Here is a 16,728-nt window from a genome sequence, read left to right on the forward strand (position 1 = left end):
AGGTCATTCAGGCTACAGGCGCCGGAGGAGGCTCATCAGGCAAGGTTGGCTCGCCCGGTTCCATGGGTGGTGCTTCACCGGGCTCCGGCGGTTGCGGGGTATCCGGGTCAGGCTGGTGGGGCACGCCGCCCGCCTGCATGGGCAGCGGGTGTGCCAGCAGTGACCATTGCAGCAACCCGACGTGGTTGGGCTGCAGAACTGCCAGCTTGGCACTGATTGCGGGGTGGAGTTTCATTGGCTGCTCCTGACAAGGCCGCTGCGCATCATGCGCACCGGCGTTATCCAGTTGGAGTGCCAAAGGCGCGGGGAATTCCCCGCGCTCGTCGGCTCAGGTACGCGGCAGGGTGACGCCGCGTTGGCCCTGGTACTTGCCGCCACGGTCCTTGTACGACACGTCGCATTCTTCGTCGGACTGCAGGAACAGCATCTGGGCCACACCTTCGTTGGCGTAGATCTTCGCCGGCAGCGTGGTGGTATTCGAAAACTCCAGCGTCACATGGCCTTCCCACTCGGGCTCGAGCGGGGTGACGTTGACGATGATGCCGCAACGGGCGTAGGTGCTCTTGCCCAGGCAGATGGTCAGCACGTCGCGCGGAATGCGGAAATACTCGACGGTGCGCGCCAGGGCGAAGGAGTTCGGCGGGATGATGCATACGTCGCTCTTGATGTCGACGAAGCTGCCGGCATCGAAGTTCTTCGGGTCGACGGTGGCCGAATTGATGTTGGTAAACACCTTGAATTCGTCGGCGCAGCGCACGTCATAGCCGTAGCTGGAAACGCCGAAGGAGATCACCCGGCTGTCCTGTTCGCCGCGCACCTGGCGCTCGACGAACGGTTCGATCATGCCGTGTTCCTGCGCCATGCGGCGAATCCACTTGTCCGATTTGATGCTCATGGCGGGGTGTCCTGAAGAGTTGCGAGGTGAAAATTCGAGACGCGCATCTTACCGGTCCCGGCGCCCAGGTTAAAGTTCCATGCCTCATCCCGCGCCGGGCGGGGGCTGCAGCCGCCGTCGATCCGAATTTGCGTAAAGCGCCTTCTGACCATTGGCAGGTTGCGGAAAGTGGGGTAAGGTGGCGCCACTGTGCTGCACGTGACACCGAGAATCTCTAGTTTGATGCACGATCCTGATCGGCCCATCGCTGAATTTTCTGCTCTCTTTGCGCTCAGTCCCGGCCAGGGTTTTTCCTGACCGTTATCAAATTGTCCAAGGAGACAGAAAAATGTCCAACCGTCAATCCGGTGTTGTTAAGTGGTTCAACGATGAAAAAGGCTACGGCTTCATCACCCCTCAGTCGGGCGACGACCTGTTCGTGCACTTCAAAGCCATCCAAGCTGACGGCTTCAAAACCCTGAAAGAAGGCCAGGCTGTTACTTTCGTCGCTACCCGCGGCCAGAAAGGCATGCAGGCTGAAGAAGTTCAGATCGCCTAAGTCGATCGAAGCTTCCTAGCTTTCAAAAAAACCCGCCTTCCGGCGGGTTTTTTTATGCCTGGCCGAAAGACCGAGTCGCTTGCTTCGCGGGTAAACCCGCTCCCACAGGGACAGCGCGGTGCTTGAAGGCTGCGCTGTCCCCGCGAAGCAGGCGACTCGGTCTGCCAGTCAATCTTCGCTGATGGTAATGCTCGGCATCGCCGGCGCCGCAGCTTCCTGTAGCACGATCCGTGCGCCCACCTGGCGGGCCAGTTCCTGATAGACCATGGCAATCTGGCTTTCCGGCTCGGCGATAACCGTCGGCTTGCCGCTATCGGCCTGCTCGCGAATCAGCATCGACAAAGGCAACGACGCCAGCAGGTCGACGCCGTACTGGCTCGCCAGCTTCTCGCCACCGCCTTCGCCGAACAGGTGCTCGGCATGGCCGCAGTTCGAGCAAATGTGCACGGCCATGTTCTCCACCACGCCCAGCACCGGGATGTTGACCTTGCGGAACATTTCCACGCCCTTCTTGGCATCCAGCAGGGCCAGGTCCTGCGGGGTGGTGACGATCACCGAACCGGCCACCGGCACCTTCTGCGCCAGGGTAAGCTGGATGTCACCGGTGCCCGGCGGCATGTCGATCACCAGGTAATCCAGGTCGTCCCAGGCGGTCTGGGTCACCAGCTGCAGCAGCGCGCCGGAAACCATCGGGCCACGCCATACCATCGGCGTGTTGTCGTCGGTAAGAAACGCCATGGACATGACTTCCACGCCATGGGCCTTGATCGGCACAAACCACTTCTGCTCGCGAATCTGTGGGCGGGTGCCTTCGGCGATGCCGAACATCACGCCTTGGCTGGGGCCATAGATATCGGCATCGAGAATACCCACCCGCGCACCCTCGCGGGCCAGCGCCAGGGCCAGGTTGGCCGCGGTGGTCGACTTGCCCACACCGCCCTTGCCCGAGGCCACTGCGATGATGTTCTTGACGTTGGCCATGGCCGGCACCTGAGCCTGGGCCTTGTGCGCGGCCACCACGCAGTCGATCGACACCTGGGCACTGCTGACACCCTCAAGGTTGCCGATGGCGGTCTGCAGCACCTGGGCCCAGCCGTTCTTGAACAGCCCTGCGGCATAACCCAGCTGCAACTGCACGCTGACCTGCTCGCCCTGGATATCGATGGCGCGCACGCAGCCGGCGCTGACCGGGTCCTGGTTCAGATAGGGGTCGGTGTACTGGCGAAGCACGCCCTCGACGGCGGCACGGGTGACGGCACTCATGGAGACTCCCAATGGCAAACTGAATGTAAAACAGACGCCTATCCTAACCCGTCAATCGTCAGCAGATGCGCATGCGGGGTGAAATATCTTCGCCAGCCCTTTATAGTGGCCGATCAACCTCATTTTTACCCCGTCGCCAGATAAGTAGCCAAGCCACCATGTCCGAGCCACGTCAGATTCTCGTCACCAGCGCCTTGCCCTATGCCAACGGTTCGATCCACCTGGGCCATATGCTCGAGTACATCCAGACAGACATGTGGGTCCGCTTCCAGAAGCTGCGCGGCAACCAGTGCATCTACGTCTGCGCCGACGACGCCCACGGTTCGGCCATCATGCTGCGCGCCGAGAAGGAAGGCATCACCCCGGAGCAACTGATCGCCAACGTCCAGGCCGAACACAGCAGCGACTTTGCCGACTTCCTCGTGGACTTCGACAACTTCCACTCCACCCACAGCGAAGAGAACCGCGAGCTCTCGGGCCTGATCTACGCACGCCTGCGTGACGCCGGGCACATCGCCACCCGTTCGGTGACCCAGTACTTCGACCCGGAAAAGGGCATGTTCCTCGCCGACCGCTTCATCAAGGGCACCTGCCCCAAGTGCGCGGCCGAAGACCAGTACGGCGACAACTGCGAGAAATGCGGCGCCACCTACGCGCCCACCGAGCTGAAGAACCCCAAGTCGGCCATTTCTGGTGCCACTCCGGTACTGCGCGATTCCCAGCACTTCTTCTTCAAGCTGCCGGACTTCCAGGCCATGCTGCAGCAGTGGACCCGCAGCGGCACGCTGCAGGACGCTGTAGCCAACAAACTGGCCGAATGGTTGGACTCGGGCCTGCAGGAATGGGACATCTCTCGCGACGCGCCGTATTTCGGCTTCGAGATCCCGGGCGAGCCAGGCAAGTACTTCTATGTGTGGCTGGATGCACCGATCGGCTACATGGCCAGCTTCAAGAACCTCTGTGCACGCCGCCCGGAGCTGGATTTCGACGCGTTCTGGAACGAGGGCTCCAAGGCCGAGCTGTACCATTTCATCGGCAAGGACATCGTCAACTTCCACGCCCTGTTCTGGCCAGCCATGCTCGAAGGTGCAGGCTTCCGCAAGCCAAGCGCGGTCAACGTGCACGGCTATCTGACGGTGAACGGCGCCAAGATGTCCAAGTCGCGCGGTACCTTCATCAAGGCCCGCACCTACCTCGACCATCTGCAGCCGGAATACCTGCGCTACTACTACGCCGCCAAGCTGGGCCGTGGCGTCGATGACCTGGACCTGAACCTAGAAGACTTCGTGCAGAAGGTCAACTCCGACCTGGTAGGCAAGGTGGTAAACATCGCCAGCCGCTGCGCCGGTTTCATCCACAAGGGCAACGAAGGTGTGATGGTGGCTGGCGATGCCGCACCGGAGCTGACCGAAGCCTTCCTGGCGGCAGCTCCGTCGATCGCCGACGCTTACGAAGGCCGCGATTTCGGCCGTGCCATGCGCGAAATCATGGCGCTGGCCGACCGCGCCAACGCCTGGATCGCCGACAAGGCCCCATGGTCGCTGGCCAAACAGGAAGGCAAACAGGATGAAGTGCAGGCCATCTGCGCCCAAGGCATCAACCTGTTCCGCCAACTGGTGATCTTCCTCAAGCCGGTGCTGCCGGTGCTGGCCGCGGACGCAGAGGCCTTCCTCAACGTGGCACCGCTGACCTGGAACGACCACCTGTCACGCCTGGAAAACCACCAGCTGAACCCGTTCAAGGCGCTGATGAGCCGCATCGAACCGGCCAAGGTCGAAGCCATGGTCGCCGCCAGCAAGGAAGACCTGCTGGCCTCCGAAACCACGGCCCCAGCCGGCAACGGCGAGCTGGCCAAGGACCCGCTGTCGGCGGAAATCGAGTTCGACACCTTTGCTGCCGTCGACCTGCGCGTGGCGCTGATCGTCAAGGCCGAGGCCGTACCGGGTGCCGACAAGCTGCTGCAACTGACCTTGGACATTGGTGATGAGCGCCGCAACGTGTTCTCCGGCATCAAGTCGGCCTACCCCGACCCGTCCCAGCTGGAAGGTCGCCTGACCATGATGGTGGCCAACCTCAAGCCACGCAAGATGCGCTTTGGCGTGTCCGAAGGCATGGTCATGGCGGCCGGGCCTGGCGGCGAAGAGATCTACCTGCTTAGCCCGGACAGCGGTGCCAAGCCGGGCCAGCGCATCAAGTAACAAAACTGCTGGAACTTGTGGGAGCGGGCCTGCCCGCTCCCACAATGATTCCGGCACCTTGACGCCAACCCGGACAATCGCCCCGATTCCCGGCTATCGTCATCTCATGAGCGACTACATCCTGGTCCTGATCAGCGCTGCGCTGGTCAATCACCTGTGCCTGCAACAACAGCCATTTCCCAGGCTGCACCTCCACGTGCACGGCCTCGCCTGCGCACTGTGCATTGCCTTGGGCATGATCGGCGCACGAATACTGGTGCGCGGGGTGCTTGCCCCGCTGCAAGCCCAGGACCTTGCCCTGTTCCTGTTGTTGCCCTGGCTGGCCGTGCTTGCCTGGGGCGCGCCATGGCTGCTGACAAGGTGGCGCCCGAGCTGGCCAGTGACGCAACTGCCCGCGCTGCTGTTGAGCAACGCGGTAGTACTGGGGTTGACCCTGCAACAGACAAACGACGACAGCACATGGCTCGCTACCGTGCTGCAAGGCCTGCTGGCCGGCGGCGGCTTCTGGCTGGCGTTGGTGTTGTTCGCCGACCTGCGCCAGCGTAGCAATCATGCCGACGTCCCCGGGGCAATGCGCGGCCTGCCCATCGAATTGCTCGGTGCCAGTGTAATGGCGATGGCGTTTTCCGGCTTCAACGGGCTGCTCACCCAATGACTGCCAAGCCCGACCCGCGGCTACGCACCAGCATGGGGCTGGTGTTGCTGGCTTGCGTACCTGGCCTGTTGGCGCTGTTCTGGCTGCATGGCTGGAGCATGCTAATCAACCTGTTGCTATGCGCCAGTGCCGCGCTGCTGTGCGAGATGTTGTCGCTCAAGTTGCGAGCACAACCGCTGAGCACGGCGCTGAACGACGGCAGCGCGCTGGTGACTGCCGTGCTGCTGGCCGCCGCCCTGCCGACCCTGACGCCGTGGTGGTTGCCGGTAGTCGCAGCCAGCGTTGCCATAGGCATCGGCAAGCAGGCCTTTGGCGGGGTCGGGCGCAACCTGTTCAACCCGGCCATGGTCGGCTATGCCTTCGTGCTGCTGAGCTTCCCGTTGCAGATGAACCATTGGCCGGGGCCGGCACCTGGCCTGCTCGATAGCCTGCAGCTGGTGTTCGCCGGCGGCGAGCAGATCGATGCCTGGGCCCGGCCGACACTGCTCGACGGCCTGCGCCACAATCGCAGCCTGACCATCGATGAACTGTTCGCCAGCCACCCGGGATTCGGCAGCATCGGAGGGTGGGGCAGCGAATGGGTCAACCTTGCGTTCCTGCTGGGCGGCCTGTTTTTGCTGCAACGCAAGGTGATCAGCTGGCATGCGCCGGTTGGCCTGCTGGCAGGGTTGCTCCTGTTCAGCCTGCTGGGCTGGAATGGCTCGGGTTCGGACTCCAACGGCTCCCCCCTGCTGCACCTGTTCTCCGGCTCGACCATGATGGCGGCGTTCTTCATTGCCACCGAGCCGGTGTCCGGCCCGCGGCAGGAGTGGGCGAAGCTGGGGTTCGGCCTGGGGGCGGGCCTGCTGATCTACTTGATCCGTACTTGGGGCAGCTACCCGGACGGCACGGCGTTCGCCATCCTGCTGATGAACCTCATGGCGCCGAGCCTCGAACGCCTGGCTGCGCAGCGCCAGCAGGTTGCACGATGAAGCGTCTGGTACGTGATGTCGGCCTGCTGGTACTGACCGGGGCACTGGCACTGTCGGCAACCCTGGCCTGGCGACACTGGACCAGCGCGGCCATCGCCGACGCAGAGAAACAACTGAATAGCCGCCAGCGGCTGGCGGTGCTGCCAGAAGGCAGTTACGACAACCACCCCCTGGACAACCCGCTGCCCAGGCCCGCCGCACAGCGGCCAAACAGCCGGATCCTGGCAGCTTACCGGGCGACGCTGGCGGGCAAGCCGGCCGCCATCATCCTGGTCACCCAGACCCAGGGCTATGCCGGGCCGATCGTGCTCAGCGTGGCCATTAGCGCGGACGGCCGGCTGATCGGCAGCCAGGTGGTCGAACAACAGGAAAGCCCCGGATTAGGTGCACGCCTGGGAGATCCGCAACTGAACTGGCTGGAGCAATTTGCCAACCGCCAGTTGGGCGATCGCTGGGCGCTGAAGCGCGACCAGGGCGACTTTGACCAGTTGGCTGGCGCAACCGTGACCTCACGAGCAGTAATCGGCGCGCTGCAAGAGGCGCTGAGATACTTCGATGAGCAGCGCAGCGCGTTGCTGGAGGGCGCCATGCATGAATAGGTTCTACTTGCTCGGCGCAAGCCTGGTGCCCCTGCTGGGCGCCACCCAAACACTGAGCGAAGGGGCCACCATCGGCGTGTGTGCAGTGCTGATGAGCAGCCTTCACCAGCTGTTGCTGGCGCCCCTGCGCCAGCGGCTTGCCACCTGGACCTATGTGCTGGCCAGCCTGCTGCTGTTGGCGGCCCTGGCCAGTTGCCTGCAACTGGCACTGCGTGCCTGGCTGCTGCCAGTGGCACTTGCCCTCGGCCACTATCCCGCACTGCTGTGCCTGCAATGCCTGGCCACTGACCACCTGCTGCCCGATCAAGGGCGCTGGCGCCTGCTCGCCGGCCACCTTTGCGCACTGCTTGCCACATGCCTGCTGCTCGGCGCCAGCCGCCAATGGTTGGCCGACGGTACCGGCCTGCACCTGGCCAGCCTGGCCCCGGGCGCCTTGCTACTGCTCGGACTGCTGTTGGCCTTGTACAATCGCCTGCGTCCGGGCACCGCCCAACCACGTCGTCAAGGAAAGCTCTGATTTCATGAATGCCGCCAAACGCCTGGAGATCTTTCGCAGGCTGCACGAAGACAACCCCGACCCGAAGACCGAACTGGCCTACACCACCCCGTTCGAACTGCTGGTCGCCGTAACCCTGTCTGCGCAGTCCACCGATGTCGGCGTCAACAAGGCCACCGCACGCCTGTTCCCGGTCGCCAACACCCCCGAGGCCATCTATGCGCTGGGCGTCGAAGGCCTGAGCGAGTACATCAAGACCATTGGCTTGTACAACAGCAAGGCCAAGAACGTCATCGAAGCCTGCCGGCTGCTGATCGAGCGCCATGGCAGCCAGGTACCGCAAACCCGCGAAGCCTTGGAGGCGCTACCAGGCGTGGGCCGCAAGACCGCCAACGTAGTGCTCAATACGGCGTTCCGCCAGCCGACCATGGCTGTGGATACCCATATCTTCCGGGTCAGCAACCGTACCGGCATTGCACCAGGCAAGACAGTGCTGGAAGTGGAGAAAAAGCTGATCAAGTTCGTACCAAAGGATTACCTGCTGGACGCCCACCACTGGCTGATCCTGCATGGGCGCTATGTGTGCCAGGCACGCAAGCCTCGCTGCGGCAGTTGCAGGATCGAAGACTTGTGCGAGTACAAGCACAAGACCTCCGACGATTGAGTCGATAGTTGGAAACCACCTGTTTCGATTGAAAAAATCTTTTTTACCGGCGTCTGCTTTCTGGTTATAAGGACGGCCAATGGCCCCTTGGCTTGGAGCGACTCATGAGTAGCGATAAAGACGACCTGTCGATCGAAGATGATTTTGTTGCCGCGGACGACGAAGCGGAACCCCAGGTGGAAACCGCAAAGACCAACCTGAGCAAGCGCCGCACCATCGACAATATGCTGGAAGAAAGGCGCCTGCAGAAGCAGCTGGCCGACTTCGACTACGATCTGTAACCTTGGCAAAGCCTCCTGACTGGAGGCTTTACGGCCCTGGCGGTCAGTTCAACCCTTGCCGCTGCGCCAGCTCGATCAGGTCCACCAGCGACCGCGCATTGAGCTTGAGCAGCAGGCGCGACTTGTAGGTACTGACCGTCTTGTTGCTGAGGAACATGCTGTCGGCAATCTCCTTGTTGGAACGCCCTCGCGCCAGCTGTTGCAAGACGGTCATCTCGCGCGCCGAGAGGCGGTTGACCATATCCGCCTCGCTTCCTCCCCTCCCACGTGACACATGCAACGCCTGGTTGGGGAAGTAGCTGTAGCCCGACAGTACGGCCTTGATGGCGCTCAGCAGTTCGGTGAGTTCCTGCTGCTTGCACACATACCCCGCCGCCCCCGCCTGCATGCAGCGCATCGAGAAGTTGCCGGGTGCCTGCGATGTCAGCACCAGTACCTTGCTACCCGGACTGAAGGTTGTCATGCGGCCGATCACCTCCAGGCCATCCAGCTTGGGGATACCGATATCGAGCACCACGATATCCGGCAGGTGTTGCCGTGTCAGTTGCAGCGCAGCCACCCCGTTGTCGGTTTCCGCCACGACGTCATACCCATGCCGCTCCATCAGCATGCGTACGGCCAGGCGTATGACCGGATGATCATCCACGATAAGCACTTTATTCATGCGATATCCATTCATTGCTTTTGCTTTGGCCCGCCAAGATAACCTACACAACGCTTGGCTGGTGCGGTGATTTACCGGCGAAATATATGAACAGATGGAACCTACAACACTTACAGAAATTTCCTACACTCAACCGATGTGCTTGTAACAATCAAATTCCTTGTTACCAAATAAACGGTATCACCGGCCTGTAAAAGTGCACCAGTTGAAAACCGGCCGACACTTAGGGAAATATTCGATTCAAATACGCTGAACAGACGCGGCCATCAGGATTTCGAGCGATTATTCTCACCCGGGAAACAGTCCAGTCTTTAGTTGAGCAACGCCGTAAGGTAAAGATGTGCAAAATCGCTGGAGACGACCCATATGCACCAAGTACAACCTGTCGCCCCGCTGACGATCATTGCCATCTTCGCAGGGATTATCGAAGCCTCCGCCCTTGCCACATTGCCGTTTCTCAGCGAGTCCAGCCAGAAGCTCTATACTTGGTTCCTGGTGGGCTTCCCATTCTTCCTGACGGCACTGTTCTTCCTCACGCTCAACTTCAATTACAAGTCGTTCTATGATCCCTCGTCAAACAGGACGGCAAATGACAACAAGTCGACACAGAGCGATGTGGCGAAACATGCAATGCCCGGCAACACCAGCGAAGCGCTGCAGGGCGAGCCTGTCACATTCATGTTTTCCGGCCCCGATGCCTATCGCATGATGGAGCAGCAATTGCTATCCGCCCTTGCCCAACCGCCTCAGCAAGCGCGCACCTGGCGTTTTTGCAATCTGGATAGGCGTCAGTGTGCACAACTATCGATCAGCACGCTTGATGGACAGGTGGCGAACGACGGCCGTTGAATGCCTCAGGTTTTCCACAGGCCAAAAAAACCCCGGCCTGGGCCGGGGTCCTTGATGCACGTGGCCGCTATCAGAGCAGCGAGCGGCCCTTGTTGGCAGCAATGCGCATACGCAGCGCGTTGAGCTTGATGAAGCCCGCTGCGTCCGCCTGGTTGTAGGCGCCGCCATCTTCCTCGAAGGTAGCGATGTTGGCATCGAACAGCGAGTCGTCCGACTTGCGGCCGACAACGGTGACGTTGCCCTTGTACAGTTTCAGGCGAACCACACCGTTCACGTTAACCTGCGAAGCGTCGATCATCTGCTGCAGCATCAGACGCTCCGGGCTCCACCAGTAGCCGGTGTAGATCAGGCTGGCGTACTTCGGCATCAGCTCATCCTTCAGGTGAGCGACTTCGCGGTCCAGGGTGATCGACTCGATGGCACGGTGGGCCTTGAGCATGATGGTACCGCCAGGGGTCTCGTAGCAGCCACGCGACTTCATGCCAACGTAACGGTTCTCGACGATGTCCAGACGGCCGATGCCATTGGCACCACCGATACGGTTCAGGTCGGCCAGTACGGTGGCCGGGGTCTTCTCGACGCCGTCGATGGCAACGATGTCACCGTTGCGGTAGGTCAACTCGATGTAGGTAGCCTGGTCCGGGGCGTTCTCGGGCGAGACGCTCCAGCGCCACATGTCTTCTTCGTGCTCGGTCCAGGTATCTTCCAGGACACCGCCTTCGTAGGAAATGTGCAGCAGGTTGGCGTCCATCGAGTACGGCGACTTCTTCTTGCCGTGGCGCTCGATCGGGATGCCGTGCTTCTCGGCGTAGTCCATCAGCTTCTCGCGGGACAGCAGGTCCCACTCGCGCCATGGGGCGATGACCTTGACGCCTGGCTTCAGGGCATAGGCACCCAGCTCGAAGCGCACCTGGTCGTTGCCTTTGCCGGTGGCGCCGTGGGAAATGGCGTCGGCGCCGGTTTCGTTGGCGATCTCGATCAGGCGCTTGGCGATCAGCGGACGGGCGATGGAAGTACCCAGCAGGTACTCGCCCTCGTAGACGGTGTTGGCGCGGAACATCGGGAACACGAAATCACGCACGAACTCTTCGCGCAGGTCATCGATGTAGATCTCTTTAACGCCCATTGCCTGGGCCTTGGCACGAGCAGGCTCGACCTCTTCGCCCTGCCCCAGGTCAGCGGTGAAGGTCACCACTTCGCAGTTGTAGGTATCCTGCAGCCACTTGAGAATCACCGAAGTATCAAGGCCGCCGGAATACGCCAGTACGACCTTTTTTACGTCCGCCATGCCATCACTCCACGGGGTTGTACGGAAAGGGATCGATTCTAACGACGTTACGGATAAATTTACAGTGGGGCGACAGCTTCTGACGACAAAGCGACAGGAAGTTTCGGAAGGGCGACTTACCGTCGGAAAGTATGAAATGCCGTGTAGGAGCGGCCTTGTGTCGCGATGGGCTGCGCAGCAGCCCCTGGATCTCAGCTATGCAGCGAAAACTGCCGGGGCTGCTGCGCAGCCCATCGCGACACAAGGCCGCTCCTACAGAAAGCTCCGCAGCCTTCAGGACTTGGCAGGTGTTGGCTCAGGGGCCTTTTCGACAGGCTTCTCAACCGGCTTCTCGATTACCGTCACCCGATCCAGTTCAATATTCACCCGACGATTACGCGCCCGATTGGCAGCATTGGTGTTCTTCGCCAATGGGTAACGCTCGCCGTGGAAACGCACGGTAATCTGCTCTTCCGGAACGCCATGGGCCTTGAGGTAGTCGGCCACCGCCAGTGCCCGGCGGCGCGACATGTCGCGATTGGTCAGGCGGTTGCCACTGTTGTCGGAGTGGCCGTTGAGCTCGACATGGTTCACCGTCGGGTCAGCCTTCATGTAGTCGAGGATCACGTCCAGCCGCGCCCTGGCCGCGCCATCCAGCTCGAAGCCGCCCCCGGGGAAGCCCACCTGGGTCTGGCGCACCTGGTCGTAATTCATCGGCAGCAGCTTGCCGGCACAGGCCTGATAGTCGCTGTAGGCCTTGGCGAAGCTGACCGGTAGCACACGCACTTCCATCGGCCTGCCCGCCTCGCCGGCGTAATTGCGTACCACCGTGCTACGCCCATCGAGCAGGCCGTTGATCAGGCGGCTGGCCTGGCCCTGGGACGAACTGAACAGCACCCCGGTGCGAGCCATCCGCACACTGCCCAGGTTGATGTCGCTGCGCCCGGGTTGCCACGGTGCAGCGGCTGCCAGCAAAGTGGCCGTGCCCGCCCCCAGAACGTTGCTGTCCGAACGCAGCTGGAACACCGGCTGCTCGCCCGCGCGGCGCACGAACTCGCCACTGCCGAAGCCGTCGATCGGCTGGATCAGCCGGCATTCGAACTGGTCACCCTCAACCTTCCAGGCGATGTTCTCCATGCGCGTCTGGAAGGTCAGCGCGCCGGCCGGCAGGCTGGCGAACAGGGTCAACAGGGCTAGGTAACGCTGGCGCACGGGCGGCTCCACAAATTCTGACGGCTTACCTGCAGGCTATCGGACGCTGGGCGGAAAACTTGATAGCCGTGCTCCACCCAGGGTTTTCCGGTAGCATTGGGGCTTGAGTTCGACCCGCCTGGAATCCCCAATGTCCGATCGCCTGACCCTCCTGCGTCCCGACGACTGGCACATCCATCTGCGCGATGGTGCCGTCCTGCCCCACACCGTTGGCGACGTGGCGCGTACTTTCGCCCGTGCCATCATCATGCCCAACCTGGTTCCGCCGGTGCGCAATGCCGCCGAGGCCGGCGCCTACCGTGAGCGCATCCTGGCCGCCCGCCCGGCTGGCAGCCGCTTCGAGCCGCTGATGGTGCTGTACCTCACCGACCGCACCAGCCCCGAGGACATCCGCGCGGCCAAGGCCAGCGGCTTCGTGTACGCCGCCAAGCTGTACCCTGCCGGTGCCACCACCAACTCCGACTCTGGCGTGACCAGCATCGACAACATCTTCCCGGCCATCGAGGCGCTGGCGGAAGTTGGCATGCCGCTACTGGTGCATGGCGAAGTGACCCGCAGCGAGATCGACGTGTTCGACCGCGAGAAGCGCTTCATCGACGAGCACATGCGCCGTGTGGTCGAGCGCTTCCCCACGCTGAAGGTGGTGTTCGAGCACATCACCACCAGCGATGCCGCGCAGTTCGTCACCGAGGCCCCGGCCAACGTTGGCGCGACCATCACCGCGCAGCACCTGCTGTACAACCGCAACCACATGCTGGTTGGCGGCATTCGCCCGCACTTCTATTGCCTGCCGATCCTCAAGCGCAACACGCACCAGGTGGCGCTGCTGGACGCGGCCACCAGCGGCAACCCGAAGTTCTTCCTGGGTACCGACTCGGCTCCGCACGCCCGCCACGCCAAGGAAGCCGCCTGCGGTTGCGCCGGTTGCTACACCGCCTACGCAGCCATCGAGATGTACGCCGAAGCGTTCGAGCAGCGTAACGCGCTGGACAAGCTGGAAGGCTTCGCCAGCCTGCACGGCCCGGCGTTCTATGGCCTGCCGGCGAACACCGACACCATTACCCTGGTCCGCGAGGAATGGACCGCCCCGGACAGCCTGCCATTTGGCGAGCAGACCGTGGTCCCGCTGCGCGCCGGCGAAAAACTGCGCTGGCGCCTGCTGGAGGAAAACGCGTGAGCGAAGACCTCTACGAAGACGATCTGGACAACCAAGGCAGCAGCGGCTCGCGCCACCCCATGGCCGAGCGCTTCCGCGGCTATTTGCCGGTAGTGGTAGATGTTGAAACCGGCGGCTTCAATAGCGCTACCGACGCCCTGCTGGAAATTGCCGCCGTCACCATCGGCATGGACGAAAAGGGCTTCCTGTTCCCCGAGCACACCTACTTCCACCGGGTGGAGCCATTCGAGGGCGCCAACATCGAGGCAGCAGCGCTGGAGTTCACCGGCATCAAGCTGGACCACCCGCTGCGCATGGCGGTCAGCGAGGAAAGCGCGCTGACCGACATCTTCCGCGGCGTACGCAAGGCGCTCAAGGCCAATGGCTGCAAGCGGGCTATCCTGGTGGGACACAACAGCAGCTTCGACCTGGGCTTCCTCAATGCGGCGGTGGCGCGCAATGACCTGAAGCGCAACCCGTTCCACCCGTTCTCCAGCTTCGACACCGCTACCCTGGCGGGCCTGGCTTATGGCCAGACCGTACTGGCGCGGGCCTGCCAGAGCGCCGACATCGACTTCGACGGGCGTGAGGCGCACTCGGCGCGTTATGACACCGAGAAGACGGCCGAGCTGTTCTGCGGCATCGTCAACCGCTGGAAAGAAATGGGCGGCTGGCGCGACTTCAACGATTGAGTTGAAAAAAGCATTCGCGGGCATGCCCGCTCCCACAGAGATCGCACAATGGCTGAGGCCTTTGGGATACCTGTGGTAGCAGGTTTACCTGCGAAGAGGCCGGCACAGAACGGCACAAAAAAACCGGCCACAAGGGCCGGTTTTTTCATGCACGCGGCAATTACAGCTTGCCAGCGTTCTCGCTCAGGTAGGCTGCAACGCCTTCCGGCGAAGCGTTCATGCCTTTGTCGCCTTTTTTCCAGTTGGCAGGGCAGACTTCGCCATGCTCTTCGTGGAACTGCAGGGCGTCGACCAGGCGCAGCAGCTCGTCCATGTTGCGGCCCAGTGGCAGGTCGTTGACGATCTGCGAACGGACAACACCGTTGGTGTCGATCAGGAAGGCGCCACGGAAGGCCACGCCGCCTTCGGACTCGACGTCGTAGGCCTTGCAGATTTCGTGGGTCATGTCGGCAGCCAGGGTGTACTTGACCTGGCCGATACCGCCGTTGTTGACCGGGGTGTTACGCCAGGCGTTGTGGGTGAAGTGCGAATCGATCGACACGCCGATCACTTCGACGTTGCGTGCCTGGAAGTCAGGGATGCGGTTGTCCAGGGCGATCAGCTCGGACGGGCAGACGAAGGTGAAGTCCAGCGGGTAGAAGAACACCAGGCCGTACTTGCCCTTGATGGCCGAAGCCAGGTTGAAGCTGTCGACGATCTCGCCATTGCCCAGCACGGCCGGAACGGTGAAATCGGGGGCTTTCTTACCAACGAGTACGCTCATTGTAATCTCCTGATGAGGGTGAAAAACCGTTTGCCGGGCCAGACGGGCTTGCCCGACATCCAACAAAGGCCGACCATCATACACGGCTTCTGGTGACAGGCCGACTCCAACGACGAAGCAGCCGCCGGTCGCTCAAGCACGGTCCTTTCAGAAACTCCTTTGACAAGCATTCTCATTAACATTAAGCTCCACCCCATCGAGCCCACCAACGATGGTCAGCCTTTATGTATGTGTGTCTTTGTGTCGGCGTCACCGACGGACAGATCCGCGATGCGATCTATGAAGGATGCTGCAGCTACAAGGAAGTGCGAGCCGCGACCAACGTCGCCAGCCAGTGTGGCAAATGTGCCTGCGTGGCCAAGCAGGTGGTCCGCGAGACCCTGACCGAGCTCCAGGTCAGCCAGGCAGCCCTGCCCTACCCCGTGGAATTTACCGCGGCCTGAAACCCAGAATTCCAAGAACCGGACCTTGTGTCCGGTTTTTTTATGCCCGCAATTCAATAAGTTAGCGCTCCAACGCGGTTCACAAACATTCTTATTTCCATTAATTTTCACTTATTATTCAAGAACTTAGGTTTGACACACCTAAGTATCGGGCTCAAACTTGCGTGTATTGGCACACTTCTACAGGGCAGGAACCCGACATGAAAGGCGACGTAAGCGTCATCCAGCATCTCAACAAGATCCTCGGAAACGAGCTGGTCGCGATCAACCAGTACTTCCTGCACGCACGCATGTATGAAGATTGGGGCCTGAACAAACTCGGCAAGCACGAGTACAAGGAATCCATCGACGAGATGAAACACGCTGACAAACTGATCAAGCGTATTCTCTTCCTCGAAGGCATCCCCAACGTCCAGGACCTGGGCAAGCTGCTGATTGGTGAGCACACCAAGGAAATGCTCGAATGCGACCTGAAGATCGAACAGAAAGGCTTGGTCGACCTGAAAGCAGCCATCGCCCATTGTGAAACCGCTGGCGACTTCGGCTCGCGTGACATGCTCGAAGACATCCTCGAGTCCGAGGAAGAACATATCGATTGGCTGGAAACCCAGCTGGGGCTGATCGACAAGATTGGTATCGAGAACTACCTGCAGTCGCAGATGGGCGAAGAATAAATATTCGCCCCATGAAAAAACCCGCGATCAGCGGGTTTTTTCATGCTTGCCGGAAAATCAGGCCTCGGAGGCCTTGGCCTTGGCAGCCGCTTCCTTGATCAGTGTCTGCAGCTCACCCTTCTCGAACATTTCCAGCATGATGTCGCTGCCGCCGACCAGCTCACCGGCTACCCAGAGCTGCGGGAAGGTCGGCCAGTTGGCGTACTTTGGCAGGTTCGCACGGATTTCCGGGTTCTGCAGGATGTCGACGTAGGCGAACTTCTCGCCACAACCCATCACGGCCTGCGATGCACGCGCAGAGAAGCCACACTGCGGGGCATTCGGCGAGCCTTTCATGTAAAGCAGAATGGTATTGTTGGCAATCTGCTCTTTGATCGTTTCGATGATATCCATGTAGCACCTCGGCTGAACTTTCCGACACGGTCGTCGGCACGGTGACGCATTGTAA

Annotated in this window: 21 protein-coding genes; 13 read left to right on the top strand and 8 right to left on the bottom strand. The window is 61.3% G+C overall.

Annotation, left to right across the window (positions count from 1 at the left end):
- Positions 1 to 7: 7 nt before the first annotated feature.
- Together CAF92_RS18195 and dcd are read right to left on the bottom strand one after the other, a co-directional pair.
- The gene (locus CAF92_RS18195; RefSeq protein ID WP_085601555.1) at positions 8 to 235 is read right to left on the bottom strand and encodes a hypothetical protein; all 228 of its coding nucleotides are present in this window, start codon (positions 233 to 235) and stop codon (positions 8 to 10) included.
- 93 nt (positions 236 to 328) lie between these two features.
- Entirely contained in the window at positions 329 to 895 is a 567-nt protein-coding gene (dcd, locus tag CAF92_RS18200; RefSeq protein ID WP_046614743.1) for a dCTP deaminase, read from the bottom strand.
- 328 nt (positions 896 to 1,223) lie between these two features.
- Between dcd and CAF92_RS18205 the strand changes: the two genes are divergently transcribed.
- Positions 1,224 to 1,433: a cold-shock protein gene (locus CAF92_RS18205; RefSeq protein WP_003254922.1), complete on the top strand. Its 210-nt coding sequence runs from the start codon at positions 1,224 to 1,226 to the stop codon at positions 1,431 to 1,433.
- Between the two features lie 168 nt (positions 1,434 to 1,601).
- Here CAF92_RS18205 and apbC read toward each other — a convergent pair whose 3' ends face one another.
- Positions 1,602 to 2,696: an iron-sulfur cluster carrier protein ApbC gene (gene apbC / locus CAF92_RS18210; RefSeq protein ID WP_085601556.1), complete on the bottom strand. Its 1,095-nt coding sequence runs from the start codon at positions 2,694 to 2,696 to the stop codon at positions 1,602 to 1,604.
- A gap of 158 nt (positions 2,697 to 2,854) precedes the next feature.
- Between apbC and metG the strand changes: the two genes are divergently transcribed.
- The 7 genes from metG to CAF92_RS27480 all read left to right on the top strand — a co-directional run bounded on the left by metG (position 2,855) and on the right by CAF92_RS27480 (position 8,560).
- On the top strand, positions 2,855 to 4,894 hold the full coding sequence (gene metG, locus CAF92_RS18215) for a methionine--tRNA ligase (RefSeq protein WP_046614745.1): 2,040 nt from the start codon (positions 2,855 to 2,857) through the stop codon (positions 4,892 to 4,894).
- A 106-nt stretch (positions 4,895 to 5,000) separates the two neighbouring features.
- On the top strand, positions 5,001 to 5,549 hold the full coding sequence (locus CAF92_RS18220; RefSeq protein ID WP_046614746.1) for an Rnf-Nqr domain containing protein: 549 nt from the start codon (positions 5,001 to 5,003) through the stop codon (positions 5,547 to 5,549).
- Entirely contained in the window at positions 5,546 to 6,520 is a 975-nt protein-coding gene (locus CAF92_RS18225; RefSeq protein WP_085601557.1) for an RnfABCDGE type electron transport complex subunit D, read from the top strand. Before CAF92_RS18220 ends, CAF92_RS18225 begins: the two co-directional genes overlap by 4 nt.
- A complete protein-coding gene (locus CAF92_RS18230) occupies positions 6,517 to 7,119 on the top strand; it encodes an RnfABCDGE type electron transport complex subunit G (RefSeq protein ID WP_085601558.1) in 603 nt (200 codons plus the stop codon). Before CAF92_RS18225 ends, CAF92_RS18230 begins: the two co-directional genes overlap by 4 nt.
- Entirely contained in the window at positions 7,112 to 7,636 is a 525-nt protein-coding gene (locus CAF92_RS18235; RefSeq protein ID WP_085601559.1) for an Rnf-Nqr domain containing protein, read from the top strand. The genes CAF92_RS18230 and CAF92_RS18235 overlap by 8 nt, the downstream gene beginning before the upstream one ends.
- A gap of 4 nt (positions 7,637 to 7,640) precedes the next feature.
- On the top strand, positions 7,641 to 8,279 hold the full coding sequence (gene nth / locus CAF92_RS18240; RefSeq protein WP_025340388.1) for an endonuclease III: 639 nt from the start codon (positions 7,641 to 7,643) through the stop codon (positions 8,277 to 8,279).
- 104 nt (positions 8,280 to 8,383) lie between these two features.
- The gene (locus tag CAF92_RS27480) at positions 8,384 to 8,560 is read left to right on the top strand and encodes a PA3496 family putative envelope integrity protein (RefSeq protein WP_003258006.1); all 177 of its coding nucleotides are present in this window, start codon (positions 8,384 to 8,386) and stop codon (positions 8,558 to 8,560) included.
- 43 nt (positions 8,561 to 8,603) lie between these two features.
- Here CAF92_RS27480 and CAF92_RS18245 read toward each other — a convergent pair whose 3' ends face one another.
- Entirely contained in the window at positions 8,604 to 9,224 is a 621-nt protein-coding gene (locus tag CAF92_RS18245) for a response regulator transcription factor (RefSeq protein ID WP_046614750.1), read from the bottom strand.
- A 366-nt stretch (positions 9,225 to 9,590) separates the two neighbouring features.
- On the opposite strand from CAF92_RS18245, the gene CAF92_RS18250 reads away from it, so the two are divergent.
- On the top strand, positions 9,591 to 10,073 hold the full coding sequence (locus CAF92_RS18250; protein ID WP_046614751.1) for a hypothetical protein: 483 nt from the start codon (positions 9,591 to 9,593) through the stop codon (positions 10,071 to 10,073).
- A gap of 70 nt (positions 10,074 to 10,143) precedes the next feature.
- Here CAF92_RS18250 and CAF92_RS18255 read toward each other — a convergent pair whose 3' ends face one another.
- Both CAF92_RS18255 and CAF92_RS18260 read right to left on the bottom strand, forming a co-directional pair.
- A complete protein-coding gene (locus CAF92_RS18255) occupies positions 10,144 to 11,361 on the bottom strand; it encodes an argininosuccinate synthase (RefSeq protein WP_013973956.1) in 1,218 nt (405 codons plus the stop codon).
- A gap of 273 nt (positions 11,362 to 11,634) precedes the next feature.
- Positions 11,635 to 12,552, bottom strand: a complete 918-nt coding sequence (locus CAF92_RS18260) for an OmpA family protein (RefSeq protein ID WP_046614752.1) — start codon at positions 12,550 to 12,552, stop codon at positions 11,635 to 11,637.
- 130 nt (positions 12,553 to 12,682) lie between these two features.
- On the opposite strand from CAF92_RS18260, the gene pyrC reads away from it, so the two are divergent.
- On the top strand, positions 12,683 to 13,729 hold the full coding sequence (gene pyrC, locus CAF92_RS18265) for a dihydroorotase (RefSeq protein WP_046614753.1): 1,047 nt from the start codon (positions 12,683 to 12,685) through the stop codon (positions 13,727 to 13,729).
- Positions 13,730 to 13,788: 59 nt separating this feature from the next.
- A complete protein-coding gene (gene rnt, locus CAF92_RS18270; protein WP_225917480.1) occupies positions 13,789 to 14,400 on the top strand; it encodes a ribonuclease T in 612 nt (203 codons plus the stop codon).
- Positions 14,401 to 14,560: 160 nt separating this feature from the next.
- Here the strand turns inward: rnt and CAF92_RS18275 are convergent, their stop codons facing one another.
- Positions 14,561 to 15,163, bottom strand: a complete 603-nt coding sequence (locus CAF92_RS18275) for a peroxiredoxin (RefSeq protein WP_003254945.1) — start codon at positions 15,161 to 15,163, stop codon at positions 14,561 to 14,563.
- A 224-nt stretch (positions 15,164 to 15,387) separates the two neighbouring features.
- Here CAF92_RS18275 and CAF92_RS18285 point away from each other — a divergent pair, with 224 nt between their 5' ends.
- Positions 15,388 to 15,606 carry a bacterioferritin-associated ferredoxin gene (locus tag CAF92_RS18285; RefSeq protein WP_003254947.1) on the top strand — a complete coding sequence of 73 codons (219 nt, stop codon included), beginning with the start codon at positions 15,388 to 15,390 and terminating at the stop codon, positions 15,604 to 15,606.
- Positions 15,607 to 15,806: 200 nt separating this feature from the next.
- Positions 15,807 to 16,280, top strand: coding sequence for a bacterioferritin (gene bfr, locus CAF92_RS18290; protein WP_003258014.1), 474 nt, complete (start codon positions 15,807 to 15,809; stop codon positions 16,278 to 16,280).
- A 57-nt stretch (positions 16,281 to 16,337) separates the two neighbouring features.
- On the opposite strand, the gene grxD is transcribed toward bfr, so the two are convergent.
- Positions 16,338 to 16,673: a Grx4 family monothiol glutaredoxin gene (gene grxD, locus CAF92_RS18295; RefSeq protein ID WP_003254949.1), complete on the bottom strand. Its 336-nt coding sequence runs from the start codon at positions 16,671 to 16,673 to the stop codon at positions 16,338 to 16,340.
- Positions 16,674 to 16,728 lie beyond the last annotated feature (55 nt).

Origin of the sequence: Pseudomonas sp. B10(2017), from assembly GCF_002113295.1 — a bacterium.
Taxonomy (GTDB): Bacteria; Pseudomonadota; Gammaproteobacteria; order Pseudomonadales; family Pseudomonadaceae; genus Aquipseudomonas; species Aquipseudomonas pudica.

Bases quoted from the DNA above. Each gene is read 5' to 3' on its own strand.
- CAF92_RS18195 (WP_085601555.1), bottom strand. From the start codon at position 235: ATGAAACTCCACCCCGCAATCAGTGCCAAGCTGGCAGTTCTGCAGCCC.
- dcd (WP_046614743.1), bottom strand. From the start codon at position 895: ATGAGCATCAAATCGGACAAGTGGATTCGCCGCATGGCGCAGGAACAC.
- CAF92_RS18205 (WP_003254922.1), top strand. From the start codon at position 1,224: ATGTCCAACCGTCAATCCGGTGTTGTTAAGTGGTTCAACGATGAAAAA.
- apbC (WP_085601556.1), bottom strand. From the start codon at position 2,696: ATGAGTGCCGTCACCCGTGCCGCCGTCGAGGGCGTGCTTCGCCAGTAC.
- metG (WP_046614745.1), top strand. From the start codon at position 2,855: ATGTCCGAGCCACGTCAGATTCTCGTCACCAGCGCCTTGCCCTATGCC.
- CAF92_RS18220 (WP_046614746.1), top strand. From the start codon at position 5,001: ATGAGCGACTACATCCTGGTCCTGATCAGCGCTGCGCTGGTCAATCAC.
- CAF92_RS18225 (WP_085601557.1), top strand. From the start codon at position 5,546: ATGACTGCCAAGCCCGACCCGCGGCTACGCACCAGCATGGGGCTGGTG.
- CAF92_RS18230 (WP_085601558.1), top strand. From the start codon at position 6,517: ATGAAGCGTCTGGTACGTGATGTCGGCCTGCTGGTACTGACCGGGGCA.
- CAF92_RS18235 (WP_085601559.1), top strand. From the start codon at position 7,112: ATGAATAGGTTCTACTTGCTCGGCGCAAGCCTGGTGCCCCTGCTGGGC.
- nth (WP_025340388.1), top strand. From the start codon at position 7,641: ATGAATGCCGCCAAACGCCTGGAGATCTTTCGCAGGCTGCACGAAGAC.
- CAF92_RS27480 (WP_003258006.1), top strand. From the start codon at position 8,384: ATGAGTAGCGATAAAGACGACCTGTCGATCGAAGATGATTTTGTTGCC.
- CAF92_RS18245 (WP_046614750.1), bottom strand. From the start codon at position 9,224: ATGAATAAAGTGCTTATCGTGGATGATCATCCGGTCATACGCCTGGCC.
- CAF92_RS18250 (WP_046614751.1), top strand. From the start codon at position 9,591: ATGCACCAAGTACAACCTGTCGCCCCGCTGACGATCATTGCCATCTTC.
- CAF92_RS18255 (WP_013973956.1), bottom strand. From the start codon at position 11,361: ATGGCGGACGTAAAAAAGGTCGTACTGGCGTATTCCGGCGGCCTTGAT.
- pyrC (WP_046614753.1), top strand. From the start codon at position 12,683: ATGTCCGATCGCCTGACCCTCCTGCGTCCCGACGACTGGCACATCCAT.
- rnt (WP_225917480.1), top strand. From the start codon at position 13,789: ATGGCCGAGCGCTTCCGCGGCTATTTGCCGGTAGTGGTAGATGTTGAA.
- CAF92_RS18275 (WP_003254945.1), bottom strand. From the start codon at position 15,163: ATGAGCGTACTCGTTGGTAAGAAAGCCCCCGATTTCACCGTTCCGGCC.
- CAF92_RS18285 (WP_003254947.1), top strand. From the start codon at position 15,388: ATGTATGTGTGTCTTTGTGTCGGCGTCACCGACGGACAGATCCGCGAT.
- bfr (WP_003258014.1), top strand. From the start codon at position 15,807: ATGAAAGGCGACGTAAGCGTCATCCAGCATCTCAACAAGATCCTCGGA.
- grxD (WP_003254949.1), bottom strand. From the start codon at position 16,673: ATGGATATCATCGAAACGATCAAAGAGCAGATTGCCAACAATACCATT.